Origin of the sequence: Kitasatospora sp. NBC_00374, assembly GCF_041434935.1 — a bacterium.
Taxonomy (GTDB): Bacteria; Actinomycetota; Actinomycetes; order Streptomycetales; family Streptomycetaceae; genus Kitasatospora.
In genome coordinates, this window is the sequence record NZ_CP107964.1 from 8,894,873 (window position 1) to 8,909,738 (window position 14,866).

General features: G+C 67.9%; 6 protein-coding genes and 4 pseudogenes. 3 read left to right on the forward strand and 7 right to left on the reverse strand.

Annotation, left to right across the window (positions count from 1 at the left end; genetic code table 11):
• Positions 1-322: 322 nt before the first annotated feature.
• Positions 323-6,820, forward strand: coding sequence for an RHS repeat-associated core domain-containing protein (locus OG871_RS39145; RefSeq protein ID WP_371493453.1), 6,498 nt, complete (start codon positions 323-325; stop codon positions 6,818-6,820).
• Positions 6,821-7,451: 631 nt separating this feature from the next.
• Here OG871_RS39145 and OG871_RS39150 read toward each other — a convergent pair.
• The 4 genes and pseudogenes from OG871_RS39150 to OG871_RS39165 all read right to left on the reverse strand — a co-directional run.
• Positions 7,452-7,722, reverse strand: a pseudogene (locus OG871_RS39150) (transposase); the annotation flags it as partial.
• Positions 7,723-8,001: 279 nt separating this feature from the next.
• Positions 8,002-8,996: pseudogene (locus tag OG871_RS39155) on the reverse strand (IS5 family transposase).
• A 74-nt stretch (positions 8,997-9,070) separates the two neighbouring features.
• Complete coding sequence (locus OG871_RS39160; RefSeq protein WP_371503527.1) at positions 9,071-9,412, reverse strand: hypothetical protein; 342 nt, start codon at positions 9,410-9,412, stop codon at positions 9,071-9,073.
• Between the two features lie 56 nt (positions 9,413-9,468).
• Positions 9,469-9,663 (reverse strand): annotated as a pseudogene (locus OG871_RS39165) (transposase); the annotation flags it as partial.
• Positions 9,664-9,831: 168 nt separating this feature from the next.
• On the opposite strand from OG871_RS39165, the pseudogene OG871_RS39170 reads away from it, so the two are divergent.
• A pseudogene (locus OG871_RS39170) lies at positions 9,832-10,952 on the forward strand (IS630 family transposase).
• A 135-nt stretch (positions 10,953-11,087) separates the two neighbouring features.
• Here OG871_RS39170 and OG871_RS39175 read toward each other — a convergent pair.
• Both OG871_RS39175 and OG871_RS39180 read right to left on the reverse strand, forming a co-directional pair.
• Positions 11,088-11,663 (reverse strand): hypothetical protein, encoded by a 576-nt coding sequence (locus OG871_RS39175; protein ID WP_371493451.1) that lies wholly within the window; start codon positions 11,661-11,663, stop codon positions 11,088-11,090.
• A gap of 212 nt (positions 11,664-11,875) precedes the next feature.
• Complete coding sequence (locus OG871_RS39180) at positions 11,876-12,496, reverse strand: TetR/AcrR family transcriptional regulator (protein WP_371493450.1); 621 nt, start codon at positions 12,494-12,496, stop codon at positions 11,876-11,878.
• Positions 12,497-12,559: 63 nt separating this feature from the next.
• Between OG871_RS39180 and OG871_RS39185 the strand changes: the two genes are divergently transcribed.
• Entirely contained in the window at positions 12,560-13,153 is a 594-nt protein-coding gene (locus OG871_RS39185; RefSeq protein ID WP_371493449.1) for a peroxiredoxin-like family protein, read from the forward strand.
• A 1,068-nt stretch (positions 13,154-14,221) separates the two neighbouring features.
• Here OG871_RS39185 and OG871_RS39190 read toward each other — a convergent pair.
• Positions 14,222-14,815, reverse strand: coding sequence for a hypothetical protein (locus tag OG871_RS39190; protein WP_371493448.1), 594 nt, complete (start codon positions 14,813-14,815; stop codon positions 14,222-14,224).
• Positions 14,816-14,866: the final 51 nt, after the last annotated feature.

Below are 14,866 nucleotides of genomic sequence, written 5' to 3' on the forward strand. Positions count from 1 at the left end.
GATGTCCGCCGGTCGACTCGGCACGCAGGATTGCAGACCCTATGTCCGATATGAGACAGAAGTCCTCGGTAAAGGTTTTGTCAAAGTGGCAGGTGGGGGCCCATCAGGTGGTGACTCGCAGTCAGGTGGCTTGCCATAGTCAACGCACCGGCGGTGATCACGCCGGTGTTCCGTGCTGCCCGCGCGCAGCTGACGACAGAGGTGCCCACGCGCCATGCGCATACCCGTCGACGCCCGTCGACCACATGGATCCCGTAAATCGTCCATATCAGGGCGCTCCTGGTTGCCCTTCATATCCGTCACGGCTCTTCTGTCGGCGCTGGTGGCAGCGCCCGCCTACGCCGTCCCCGCGAGCGGAGGGCCGCTACCCGCGGCGCCGTCCGCCAAGGCGGTCAAGGGCGTTCGCAACCTCAACCCGAAACCGGGCCAGGCGCCGGGCGGGGAAGCCCGCAAGACCTACACCCCGCACGCCACCGCCTGGCCCAAGGCCACCAGCGGCAGTGTGCACCTCGCCGCCCCCACGGATAAGTCCGACGGCGCGAAGCAGACGGCGAGTGGTACCCCGGTGTGGGTCCAGGCCGCCAAGCCCGCTGCCGGCGCCTACCAGGGGCCCGGTGAGGTCGGCATCAGCGTGCTGGACCGTCAGAAGTCGGCCGACCTCGGCATCTCCGGCGTGCTCTTCACCGTCAAGCCCACCACCGCAGGGCAGGGCAGCGTCAGGGTCGGCGTCGACTACTCCACCTTCGCAGAGGCCTACGGAGGCAACTACGCCTCCCGCCTCCACCTGGTCTCACTGCCGGCCTGCGCACTGACCACGCCCGAGGTACCCGCCTGCCGGGTCCAGACACCGCTCACCACCCAGCGGGACGCGAAGACGGCATCCGTGTCGGCCGAGGTCGACCTCGGCGCCGCCCCCACCACTGCCACCAAGACCTCCACCACGGAGGACTCGAGCCGGGCAATTTCCGCCACCTGGTCCGCCGAGAGCACGACCGCTCTGAAGGCGTCCACCACGCAAGCACCGCAGGTGCTGGCCGCCACGGACTCCACCGGCCAGGAGGGCGGCGCGACCGGCAGCTACGCCGCCACCCCTCTCGCGCCGAGCGGCAGCTGGACGGGTGGTGGGAACAGTGGCTCGTTCACCTACTCCTACCCCATCGGGACCCCCGGCGCCTCGACCTCGCTGACGCCGAAGGTCTCACTGGGCTACGACTCGGCCACCGTGGACGGCAAGACCGCCTCCACCCAGGCCCAGGCCTCCTGGATCGGCGACGGCTGGTCCTCCCCGGACTCCTACATCGAGCAGACCTTCACCTCCTGCGCCGACAAGCCGGAAGGCACCGCGTCCCCGTCCGAGACCAACGACGAGTGCTACGCCGGCCCGATTCTGAGCCTGTCGCTCAACGGCGCGTCGTCGGCGCTCGTATGGGACGCGGCGCAGTCCGTGTGGAAGCCGGTCAACGACCACGGCGAGAAGATCACCCACGTCACCGGCGCCAACAACGGCACCGGCACGTACAACACCGACTACTGGACGGTCGCCGACCGCTCCGGCACGGTGTACTCCTTCGGCCTCAACCAGCTGCCCGGCTGGAGCGCCGGCAAGCCGGTGACTAACTCGGTCGACTCCATGCCGGTGTACTCCGCGCACCCGGGCGACCCCTGCTACAACGCCGCGGGCTTCACGTCGTCGGTGTGCACGATGGCCTACAAGTGGCACCTGGACTACGCCAAGGACGTCCACGGCCAGGCCATGTCCTACTGGTACAACCAGGACACCAACTACTACGGCCAGAACAACGGCGCCTCCAACACCAAGTACGTCCGCGACTCCTACCTGGCGCGGATCGACTACGGGTTCAACGACGGCGGCGCCTTCGGCACCGTCCCCGACCAGGTGGCGTTCACCACCGGCGCGCGCTGCACCGCGGCGACCTGCGATCCGATCTCGGCGTCGAACGCGGGCACCCAGTACCCGGACGTGCCGTTCGACCTGATCTGCAACAGCGGGGCGACCTGCACCTCGCACTCGCCGGCCTTCTTCTCCACCGTGCGACTCAAGCAGATCACCACCAGCCAGTACTCCGTCCCGGCGGGCACGTACCTGCCGGTGGACACCTACGACCTGACGCAGTCCGAACCGCCGACCGGTGACGGCACCTCGCCCACCCTGTGGCTGGCCTCCGTCGTCCGCACCGGCAAGGACACCACCGGCGGCGGCTCCGGCAGCCCGATCGCCCTGCCGCCCACCGTCTTCGGCGGCACCACGATGCAGAACCGGGTCGACACCACCAACTTCCCCGGAATGTTCCGCTACCGCCTCACCTCCATCACCGGAGAGCTCGGCACGGTCACCGGCATCTCCTACGGCCTGCCCAACCCCTGCACCCCCGCCTCCATCGCCTCCGCGAACCCGTCCACCAACACTGCCTCCTGCTATCCGGTGAACTGGACGCCGCCGTTCTACAGCGCACCGATCACCGACTGGTTCCAGAAGTACGCCGTCACCCAGGTCCTCGAAGCCGACCAGACCGGCGGCGCCACCACCAAGGCCACCACCTACAGCTACGGCGGCGGCGCGGCCTGGCACTACGACGACAACGAGGTCGTCCAGCCCAAGTACCGCACCTGGGGGCAGTTCCGCGGCTACGCCACCGTCACCACCTACGCCGGTGACGGAGCCAACGACCGCAAGACCAAGAACACCGCCAGCTACCACCGCGGCATGGACGGGGACTATCTGACCCCGACCTCCACCCGCACCGTCACCCTCACCGACTCCCAGGGGGGCACGCACACCGACAGCGACCAGCTGTCCGGCAGCCAGCTGGAATCCACCGCCTACAAGGGCGACACCGGCGCCGTCGAGAACCTGACCATCACGTCCTACTGGATCTCACCGGCCACCGCGACCCGCAACCGCACCGGCCTGCCTGCCCTGAAGGCCACCACCGTCAAGGACGCCGAGACCTACACCCGGCAGGCCGTCACCTCCGGCGGAGCCACCACCTGGCGTGTCGGCGAGACGGACAACACCTACATCACCGACCCGGCCGACGTGAACTTCGGCCTGCCGACGGCGAGCTACAGCCACACCGTCCCGGCCGTCGCCGCCTACGACCGCTGCACCACCTCCACCTACGCCCCAGCGAACACCGCCCTCAACCTGATCGGCCTGGTGGCCTCCCAGGAGAGCGTGTCCGTGGCCTGCGGCGGCTTCACCCAGGGCGCCATCGCCTCCGTCCCGGCCGGATACAACACCCTGACCGCACCTGCCACGGTCAACCGCCCGTCGCAGGTGATCACCGCGACCCGCACCTCCTACGACGACCCCACCTTCAACACCGCCTTCCCGCAGAGCGCGCCACCGACCGTCGGCAACCCCACCATGGTGCGCACGGCCGTCGACCACAGTGGAGGCGCCTACAGCTGGGTGACCAGCAAGCGCACCACCTACGACACCTACGGTCGACCGCTGGTCGCCTACGACGCCAACGGGAACGCGACCACCACCGCCTACACGGTCGACACCGTCGGCCTGACCACCGGCAGCACGGTCACCAACGCCAGGAACCAGAGCGTCAGGACGGCCCTGGCACCGGCCCGCAGACTCACCATCGCCGCAACCGATGCCAACGGCGTCACCGCGACCGGCCAGTCCGACGCACTCGGCCGACTCACCGCCGTGTGGACCAACAGCCGCACCAGCCCGGCGCCGGCCAACATCAAGTACACCTACACCGTCTCCAGCACGGGCCTGTCCGGTGTCACCACTGACAAGCTGAACGAGCAGCTCGGTTATGCGACGTCGGTGACGGTCTACGACTCGCTGGGCCGGGTGCGGCAGACGCAGACGCCGACGCCGCAGGGCGGCCGGATGGTCACCGAGTCGTTCTACGACTCCCGCGGCTGGGTCCGCAAGCAGAACAACGCCTACTGGGACTCCGGGACGCTGCCCAACCTTGCGCTGGCCTCGGTGCAGGACTCGCAGATCCCCAACCAGCAGGTCACCACGTACGACGGCCTCGGCCGCGCGGTCAGGACCGACTCCCTGAAGTACGCGGCGGTGCAGGAGACCACGACCACCGTCTACGGGGGTGACCGCACCACCGTGGTGCCGCCGGCCGGCGGCACCGTGAAGACCACCGTCACCGATCCGCTGGGCCGCACTACTGAGCTCGACGACTACACCGCGCGCCCGACCCTCACCCCGCCCGCCGACACGTTCACCGGCACCTACACCCTCTCCGGTGGCACCAGCCAGGCCATCACCTACGGCTTCGACGGCCACGGCAAGCAGAACACCGTCGCCGCCAACGGCTCCACCTGGACCACCACCTACAACCTGCTCGGCCAGGCCACCGCCAAGAACGACCCCGACGCCGGCAACAGCACCATGCAGTACGACCCCGCCGGCAACCTGATCCAGACCACCGACTCCCGCGGCAAGACCGTCAGCTCCACCTACGACGTCCTCAACCGCAAGACCGCCACCTACACGGCACCGGTGACCGGCCAGACGGACGCGAACAAGATCGCCGCCTGGGTTTACGACAACGACAACAACGCGGTCGCCTCGATGGGCTACCCGATCGGCCACGCCACCACGACGACGTCGTACAGCGGCGGCGCCGCCTACGTGACCCAGTCCCTCGGCTTCAACAAGTTCGGCGAATCCCTCGGCGACACCATCACCATCCCGTCCGCGACCGAGGGCACGCAGCTCGGCAAGAACTACACGTTCAAGCACGACTACACCACCAACACCGGCCTGCCCTACAGCGACGTCTCCCCCCTCGGAGCGGGCCTGCCGGCCGAGACCGTCCTGCACTCCTACGCCACCGCCCTCGACCTCCCGAACGGGCTTGCGACTGCCAGCTACGGCTACGCGCAGGGCACCACCTACGACGCCTACGGCCGGGTCAACCAGACCACCCTCGGCGCGCTGGGCAACCTCGGCTTCATCACCAACACCTACGACGACCACACCGGCCGCCTGACCGACCAGCTCGTCTCCCGCGCCACCACCGGAAGCCCCGCCAGCGACGTCGACAAGCAGCACTACGACTACGACAAGGCCGGCAACATCACCCGCCAGGTCTCCACCCGGCTCGGTGCGACCTCCGAGACCCAGTGCTACGGCTACGACCAGCTCGACCGTCTCACCCAGGCCTGGACCGCCACCGACTCCTGCGCCACCGCCCCGACTGGTGCCGCGCACTCCCAGGTCGGTGACGCGATCAGCGGCGGCGCCTACTGGACGGACTGGGCGTTCGACGCGCTGGGCAACCGCACCAGCCAGACCGAGCACTCCACCACCGGTGGAGCCGACACCTCCACCGCCTACACCTACAACGGAAACGGCACCGGCCAGGCGCACACCCTGACCTCCACCAGCGCCAACAGCATCTACCAGTACGACACCGCGGGCAACACCACCACCCGCACCACCCCCGCCACCGGCACCCAGACCCTCACCTGGGACGACGCCGGCCGCCTCACCACGATCACCGGCGGCACCACCGGCAACTCCTCCTACGTCTACGGCGCCGACGGCCAGGTCCTCCTCCAGAAGGACACCGGCACCACCACCCTCTACCTGCCCGGCCAGCAGATCACCCTCAACACCACCACCAGCACCCTCACCGGCACGCGGTACTACCCGCTGCCCGGCGGCGGCACCACCGTCCGCACCGGCACCGGCACCAACTACCGCTTCGAAATAGCCGACCCCCACGGCAGCGCCGGCCTCGTCCTCGACTACACCTGCCAGACGCCGACCTGGCGCCAGTTCACCCCCTACGGCGCACCCCGCGGCACACCGGCCACCTGGCCCGACAACCGCGGCTTCCTCAACGCCCCCACCTCCGCCGCCAGCAACCTCACCACCCTCGGCGCCCGCCAGTACGACCCGGTCACCGGCCGCTTCATCAGCCCCGACCCGCTCTTCGATGCCGCTGATGCCCAACAGCTCGGCGGCTACAACTACGCCGGCAGCAACCCCATCGGCAAGAGCGACCCCACCGGACTAATAGCTACAACTTCACACTGCCTCGATACCTGCAACGCCGTGGATCGCCCGCGCATGCAGTCTGGTCTATCCGAGGAAGCCAGGAATGAGGAGAAGAAAGCTCAGGTCGGAGCGGTCAAGTCGAAACTCAAGCTCTCTCTCGCAAAACAAATCAAGGGCGACTCGGCGATATCAAGCTGCAAGGGTTTTAGCCTGATCGAAGGAAATTGCGCACCACTCGCCCACTACTATGGTCAGCTGAGCGCGCCCAACTATCCGGCAGGGTTTTCTGATGCCCTCAATAGGCTCGATCCATACGATCTCGCAAACATGTGGGCGCTGGAGGTCGGCGGCGCATACCATGACCTCTACTTCGGCCCAAATTCAAACATTGTGCGCCAGCTCGCGACCGACGACCACAACATTTCCCTGCTCTATAAAATAGCCAAGCAGTATAAGTCGAAGCCATCCCACTTCGACCCCGACGCCCCGTGGATTTCGGCAAGTCGGCCCGGAAGCTGGATGGATGGGATTTCGTTGCTTACGAATGGCGCAATTGGAACCAATGATGCCGATGCGATACTTGGCTCATACACTGAGGAATATCAAGTCCTCCAGGTGGATTCCAAGAATCGAACGGTCACTGTTAATATTAGGGCATCGAATTCCACAACCTGGGTGTCATTCTGCCATGACCACGCCTGCGGGGAAACGCATGACTCGACCTCCGGTGTCGGTGCCACGATCGTCCAGCACTACAATTGGACTCAGACCATCTCATTTGACGTAAAGGAGCATGGCGAGCGATGAAATCGGGCAGACTGTACCGCTCGGCCCCCGGGAATGGAATCATAGTTATCGCTGCGACACTGGCAAGCGCGGCGCTCCTCACTTCTTGCGCCAGTGATCCCCGTGCGAGTGGCCCAGCCCTCAGTGGCTCCACCGTGGCGGGAACGTGGGAGTCTCCAGTCGGCTCGAGGATCACCTTTGAATCTGACGGCAGGTTCTCTGTGAGCAACTTCCCCTATGACGGAAGCCCGGGCAGGATGGACCATCTCATATCTGGGGATGGGAAATGGGTGATATCGGATTCGGGAGGCGCCGCCAATACGGGCGTAGCGCTCGAATTTGATTCGAAGTATGCGGATTTGGTAGCGGGGAGCATTACCAAGCTAGTCTCAGTTCGAAACCAATCTACGGCCGAGACGGACCTGTGTACTCTCGGTGATCCCGATGATTGGTGCGCTGGCGTCGTATTCGAAAAAGTCAAGGACTGATTGAAAGGTAGTGCCAGCTTCGAATGCCTCAGCTCTAATGGGCCGGATCCTTGAACCGGCGGTTTGAGTCGAAGTAGTGATGCTCCCGCCCAACCATGTGAGGCGGGAGCATCACTGCGCTGGTCACCATCTCTGACTGGGCGTTTCGTCCCTGACTTCGGGGCTCAGGTTCCGCGCCAGGTCGGGGTGGATTCGCTGGTGAGTCGGCGAGTCATGAGGCTGATCATCGCGATGTGAACCATGGCTTCGGAGCGGGCCGGGAGGGCTTCGTAGTCGCGGGCGAGGCGGCGGTGGTTCATGAGCCAGCCGAAGGTGGCGCTCGACGACCCAGCGGCGGGGCTGGACGACGAATCCCCTGGTGGCGGGGTCGCGGCGGACGATTTCGACGTCGATGCCCTGCGTGGCTCCATGTTCGACGACGGCGTTCTTGTAGCCAGCAGCGCCAGATCACGGGCCTCGTACTTACTGCGCAACTCCCGCGCCCGCCGCCGGGCCGCCACCGACCCCACGGCCTTGCGCGTGACCCCCTTCGCCATGCCCATCCCGGCTCTCTCACTCACCCGCACCGAACGGCGCGCACCGGGGCACCTTCGCCGTCACCGGCGGGAACGAGCCCGGGCGCCGCGCCGACCACCAGGCAACCCGCCACCGCCCTCCCACCGGAAGCACGCACCCCGCCAGATCCCGTCTAGGGCCTGTTTGGAGTCGTGATCATTAGGCGGGACCGAGGCTGCGCATCCAGATGATGGATCCGCGCAGTTGTAGCCCCGCCATGTAGCTCTCGGGAGTCTTGTCGTATCGGGTGGCCAAGCCCCGCCAGGCCCGGATCTTGTTGATGCAACGTTCCACTGTGTTGCGCTCCTTGTAATGCTCGGCGTCGTGGGAGACGGGTCGGCCGCCGGCGCTGCCGCGCTTCTTGCGGTTCGCGGCCTGGTCGACTTTCTCCGGTATCACCGCCTTGATCCCGCGTCTGCGCAGGTAGGCGCGGTTGGCCCGCGAAGAGTACGCCTTATCGGCGGCGACCGCGGCGGGCCGGGTGCGCGGACGGCCGAGCGGACCTCGCACCTTGACCTTCTCCAGCACCGCGACGAACCGCGGGCTGTCGGCGGCCTGCCCCGGCGTGAGAACGAAGGCCAGCGGGCGGCAGCGCCGGTCCGCCGCGAGGTGGACCTTGCTGGTGAGACCGCCGCGCGAGCGCCCGAGCTCCGCGGCTTTGAGCCGGGCCCGGCGGCGCCGCCGCAGCCGTCGACGCTCGGCGCGATCCGCCGCAAGCGACGCCGACTCGACGGTCACCGGGGCGGTTTGCCCGGTTTCCGCTGCCCCTTTTCCTCCGCTGCCGCCTCCTCCAGGGCCGCCAGCACCTCGGGGTCCGCCACCATCCCGGCCGCATCATGGTGCGCGCGGGCGACCGTGGAGTCCACGCTGACCAGCGACATGTCCGCCTGTCCACGGCTGGCGGCCTCGGCGATCATCGCCTCCATCAGCACGGCGAACACGCCGCCGTCACGCCACTGGGCGAAGCGGTCGTAGACCGTCTGCCAGGCCCCGAACTCCTGGGGCATCTCCCGCCACTGGCCGCCGCTGCGGAACTTCCAAATGACGCCCTCGAACTGTTCACGCAGATGCTTCGGATACGGGCCATACCGGCCGACGGGCAGGAATGGCTCGACCAACTCCCACTCACTGTCGTTCAGTTCGCGTCGCGTCACGGAAGCTTTCTACCAGCCCCGCCCGGCCCGCGGTGGGCGAACCGGGCAATTGATCACGACTCCAAACAGGCCCTCTAGAAGGCACGAAGGTCGACGCCGATCCCCATGCCGTCGAGGTCGCTGTCTAGCCTCCAGTAAACGTCGGTCTCGTAGAAGCTCGCTGCATCGCCGTTCCCCTCAGCGGGGTCGATCTTGTACATCTCGGGGACGTCGTAGGCCATCGTGTACCCGGCCTCCATGTCGGTCCACTGGAGCCGGACCACCATGTCCGCTGTGCCGATGTCGTAGTTGTCGTTCCCGTGGTTCTTAGCGATGTACTCGAACGGGTACGTGAACGTGTAACTGTCGTCCTGCTTGATCGACCGCAGGTAGTCCTGCTCGTCCTCGAAGCCATAGTTGTTCGACTCACTCCACATGGAAGGAGCATAATGCCCTGCAGCTCTGCCAGAGGCGACACTCTGGGCCAGTAGGCAAAGCGCTCGTAGGCTGTCTGCCCGGCCCCGAACTCCTCCCGCGGCATCTCCCGCCACTGGCTGCCGGTCCGGAACCGCCACCCCACGCCCTCGAACTGCTCACGTAGCCGCTGCGGGTACGGGCCGTACTGTCCGACCGGCAGAAACGGCTCGATCAACTCCCACTCACTGTCGCCCAGCTGGCGTCGCGTCACACCGGCGGTTCCAGCAGCCAAGCACCAGTTCGATAGCCGAATCAGCCCACAAAGATTTCAACTCCAGACAGGCCCTAGTGCTCTGGCCGAGAAGGTTCACCGGGTTGGCGCTTGCGAGGCAGGTAGCGGTTGGATGTTGGCGACATCGAACCGGTGCGGGGAGGCGTGGTGGCGGAGCCGGTCAAGGTCAGGAGACTGACGGACCAAGAGGGCCAGCAGTTACAGAGGATCGTGCGTCGGGGCAGCACGAACACCGTGCGCTACCGGCGGGCGATGATGCTGTTGGCATCAGCCGGCGGCAACCGGGTGCCAGTGATCGCCCAGCTCGTGCAGGCGGACGAGGACACGGTGCGGGATGTGATCCACCGGTTCAACGAGATCGGCCTGGCCGCTCTGGACCCTCGATGGGCGGGAGGCCGTCCCCGCCTGCTCAGTCCTGACGACGAAGACTTCGTCGTCCAGACGGCCACCACTCGCCCGGCCAAGCTAGGGCAGCCCTTCACCCGCTGGTCCATCCGCAAACTGCTCGCCTACCTGCGCCGGGTCCACGGCCGGGTGATCCGCATAGGCCGCGAGGCCCTGCGCTGCCTGCTCGCCCGACGAGGCGTCACCTTCCAGCGCACCAAGACGTGGAAGGAGTCCACCGACCCCGAGCGGGACGCCAAGCTCGACCGGATCGAGCACGTCCTGGAGCACTTCCCGGACCGCACGTTCGCGTTCGACGAGTTCGGTCCGCTCGGCATCCGCCCCCCACCGCGGGCAGCGGCTGGGCCGAGCAGGGCCGGCCCGACCGCCTGCCCGCGACCTACCACCGTACCCACGGCGTCACCTACTTCCACGGCTGCTACTCCATCGGCGACGACACCCTCTGGGGCGTCAACCGCCGCCGCAAGGGCACCGCGAACACCCTGGCAGCCCTCCGCTCGATCCGGGCCACGCGCCCCGACGGCGCCCCGGTCTACGTGATCCTGGACAACCTCTCCGCCCACAACGGCAAGAAGATCCTGCGCTGGGCGAAGAACAACAACGTTCACCTCTGCTTCGCCCCGACCAACGCATCCTGGGCGAACCCGATCGAGGCGCACTTCGGACCGCTGCGGCAGTTCACCCTGGCGAACTCGAACCACCCGAACCACACGGTCCAGACCCGAGCCCTGCACGGCTACCTGCGCTGGCGCAACACCAACGCCCGACACCCAGACGTCCTGGCTGCACAGCGCCGCGAACGCGCCCGCGTCCGCAGCGAGAAGGGCCTCCGTTGGGGCGGACGAGCCGTTCTTGCCGCGTGATCAAGCACCTCGTTGAGCGATGCATTGGCGGAAGTGGTCACAGGTCGTTGCTGGAAAACCAGACCACGGGATGCGCCGGATCGGTCGTGCTGACCTGCAAAAACTTGACACTACGTCCGCTTTCGGGGTCGCTTCTTACACGACGTACGACAGCATCGGTTCCGCCCCTGGGCAGCAGATGGTGTCCTCATCAGCAATCACCTTGATGCAGCCTCCGCAGAGCCACACCGTTTCGGGCTCCACGGGCCCGGACGCGGACACCTCGTTGTCACGCACCGTTAGCTGCCAAGTGTCCCAGTGCTCCTCGCCCTGCGCGTCGATCACACCGTTGAGTACGTGGTCGAAGGTGAAGCTCTCGAACCCCGGCTTGCCTTGGGCGTGGGCGCCCGGCTTGAGGAAGTGATCGATCAGGTATGCCATCCACTCGGGTGAGTCGTAGAACTTCTCGGTCCGATTCCATTCGATCGCTGCCCCGTCATCCGTCGGCTCCCACTGGCACCACAGGCCGGGCTGGCCCTCCGGGGGCTTGCTGTACTCGCGGATGTCGGCGTCGCGGCCCTGTCCCGCGTGGCCGGTGCCGTCGACGAAGTAGGGGCCGTTGTCACGGTTCATTCGCCGGGTGCCGGCGAACTTCCGCAGGTAGGCGTTCTCCTGCTCGTTGAGCGGCGGCTCGACGGCGATCTGACCAGTGAATGTCGTGGTGTAGCCCATGCCGGGCATGGTAGCCACGCCATCCGACACCGCCCGATGCCGGTATGGACTACTCCGACCTCACCAGGTCCGCGACCAGGTCGGCATGCGTCGACGCGAACCCGGTGAACCTTCTCGGTCACAGCACTAGCGATCACGATCCTGAACAGCCGGAGCACCTCACGCTCACCCCATACCAGCCCCGTGGCCAGCAACTTCAGGTTGGAAACCGCTCAATCGATGCCCAGACCGCGGAGCACCACCTCCGCACCGGCGAGGAACTCGTGTCCGGGGTCGGGCTGCTGCCCGGTGAGCGCGGCTGCCAGCAGGGGGAAGGCGTCGGGGGCCGGCAGTGCCGTGCGACTGGCCATGTCGGTGTGCGGGCCGCTCCGGTGCTCGGTCTCCAGGGCACCGATCACGTAGGACGTCAGGGTCCGAAGCGCACTCCGGCTCCCGGCGCCGTCGAACCCCGCCCGCCGGAGGGCTTCCAGGACGTGCTCCGCCCAGCGGAGGGCCGGCAGGCAGCCCGCGTGGTGGCGGACGGCCAGCGGGAGGACACCGGGATGGGCGCCCACCGCCTCGCGCATCAGCCCCATGAGCGCCAGCAGCCGCTCGCGCGGCGGGGTCGCCTCCGGGGCCGCCCGGGCGCGGTCCAGGACGGTCCCGAGGGCGAGTTCCACCACGAGGCACTCGAGTTCCTCGCGGTCCTCCACGTAGCGGTAGAGCGCCATGGTCCGGCGGTCGAGCTCGTCGGCGACGGTGCGCATGGACAGGGCCGCCAGGCCGTCACGGTCGATCACCGTGATCGCGGCGGCGGCGATCGCCTGTGTTGTCAGGGAGCGTGGTCGTGGCACGACTTGACAGCGTACGGCATACGCCTACAGTTTTAGGCGTACGGTCTAAACCTAAGGAGTCCCGTGCCTCGCCTTCAGATCGGCATCACCGCCCCGGACCTCACCCTGACCGACGTGACCGGCGCGTCCGTACCGCTTCCGTACCCCGACGGGCTCGTCCACCTGCAGTTCCGCCGGTTCGCCGGCTGCCCCGTCTGCAACCTCCACCTCCGCAGGTTCGCCGTGCGACACGGGGAGCTGCGCGCCGCCAGGGTGCTGGAGGTGGCCGTCTTCCACTCCCCCGCCTCCGAGCTGGCGCCGTACGTCGACGGCCTGCCGTTCCCGCTCGTCGCCGACCCCGGACAGGCCATCTACCGCGCCTACGGCGTCGAACGCGGCGCCCGCGCCCTCCTGGACCCGCGGGTCTGGCCCACGATCGTCCGGGCAGCGGCCCGAAGCCTCGTCGCCGTCCTCCGCGGCCGCGAACGACTCCCGGCGGCCCGCCCCCTCGGCGGACGCTACGGCCTCCCCGCCGACTTCCTGGTCTCGGCCGACGGCCGGGTCCTAGCCGCGCACTACGGCGCCCACGCCGCGGACCACTGGTCCGTGGAGCAGGTCCTCGCGCTCGCCGCAGGACACCGTACGGCGCCGGTCGGCGAGCCGGCGATCGACGGCTGATCCTGCCGCCGGAGTGCCGACAGCGATCGGCCCGGCAGAGCGATTCCGACGAAGCGGCCACGCGGCAGACGATCACCTGCTACCGATCACGCCGCCGACCAGCCCGAGCGCCCCACCATCACCCCACACCAGGCCCCGTGACCTGCAATTTCGAGGATGAAAACCACTCATTGCGACGGCGGGTTCTACACGATCACCGCGGACGTGTCGCTCGCGCGTCATCCGTTGCAGCATCTCGTTCCAGCTTGAGGGGGTCCCCCTCGATCCGACGCCCCTGCAGCACCTGTACGCGCGGTTCGAGGTACCCCGACGCGGTTACCTTCGGCCGCTCACCGAGAAGTCCATCGGGCCGAGACTCGCTCAGTGGCCGGGCACTGTCCTGGATGTCGTGGGGTTGATCACCACGGACGGGTGGAGCCCGTCGGGGCGCGGCTGGGTCGTCGGTGTTGTCGCGAAGAACCCGTTCCCTATCGAAGAGCCAGGACCGCCAGAAGACTGGCCGCTGCACCCCAGGGAAGACGGACTGTTGGTCGGCGCCCTTCGGCATCACCATCCGATGGGGGAGCCACCAAAGGAGTACCGCTTGCAGGGGTGGGAATCTGCCCGGACCTCGGACGTCACGGTGATGAGGGCTTTCGTCGGCCACGAATGACCGGCAAGTGACACGAGGCCGGCCCCGCCCACGAGACGGTGGACCGGGCCAGCCTCCCTAGGAGATCAGTTGCTCCGGACCATGCCGTTGGTCGAGCTCGGCGCGTCCGGCGCTGTGTGACGGCGGGTCGGCTGTGGCTGGGACACTGACGGTATGTCTGTTGAGCGTCGCCCGCTGTGGCGGCCTTCTCCGAGTCCCCTGCCGATGCTCCGCTGCCCGCCGCGAGGGATCGGCTGCTGCCCGTGGAGCGCGCCCCGTTCCGGGAGCCGACGGCCCCCGCCGAGGAGGACGAGGCGCAGCGGTGCCAGGCGGGGCCCGTGGGGCGTCGGCGGCTCGGCCCCGGGGGTTCCTCCGGGACCGGTACGCCGTAGCCGGGCGCACCAACGTGACACCCACCGTGGCCGGGCGGGGCGGGCTCACCGACGTCGTTGATGGGGGCGCCTGGCGAGGTGGGTGCGGGTAGCGGCCTGCGGGATGGTGTGGCACAGCAGCCCGGGCTGCGCCTGGCAGTGCGGGCAGCGGCGGGTGATCGCGTCGAGGTACTCGTCCCGCTCGTCCGAGTCGAGGTTCCACAGGCGGGCGGCATGGGCGACGCCGGCAAGCCGTCTTGCCGTCGGCAGGCGGTGGCAGGCCCGGCCCGCGGGCGCGTCGCACAGCCAGCACGCGCGGTCGCAGACCGGGCAGCCGTCCTCGGTCCGCAGTGCGGCGCAGCACATGATCTCGGGGCCGCCGGGTCCCAGGGTGGCGATGTGGAGCTCGGTTGGCCCGGGCCGCCTGAAGTCGTCGTCCCACAGCGGCTCGTCACTGTCGTAGTAGCCGTCCCACGGCGCGCGGGGGGCCGGTGCGGGAGTCGGTCGCGGTGCGATGGCTCGCGGGCCCGGGGGGCCGATCCGGGCTGCGCCGTGTCGTACCGGGTGGACCTCGCTGCGGTTGCCGCACATGACCCCCGGCCGGGCCTTGCACTGCGGGCACGGCACTGCCAGGGGCGCCTTGTGGCCGCTCGTCTCCATCCCCGACTTCCCCTCCGGCTACCTCACGTGACGGTATGACCACGGATTCAA

Coding starts and splice junctions, on each gene's coding strand:
- OG871_RS39190 (WP_371493448.1), bottom strand. CDS start 14,815: ATGGAGACGAGCGGCCACAAGGCGCCCCTGGCAGTGCCGTGCCCGCAG.
- OG871_RS39175 (WP_371493451.1), bottom strand. CDS start 11,663: ATGGGCTACACCACGACATTCACTGGTCAGATCGCCGTCGAGCCGCCG.
- OG871_RS39160 (WP_371503527.1), bottom strand. CDS start 9,412: ATGTGGAGTGAGTCGAACAACTATGGCTTCGAGGACGAGCAGGACTAC.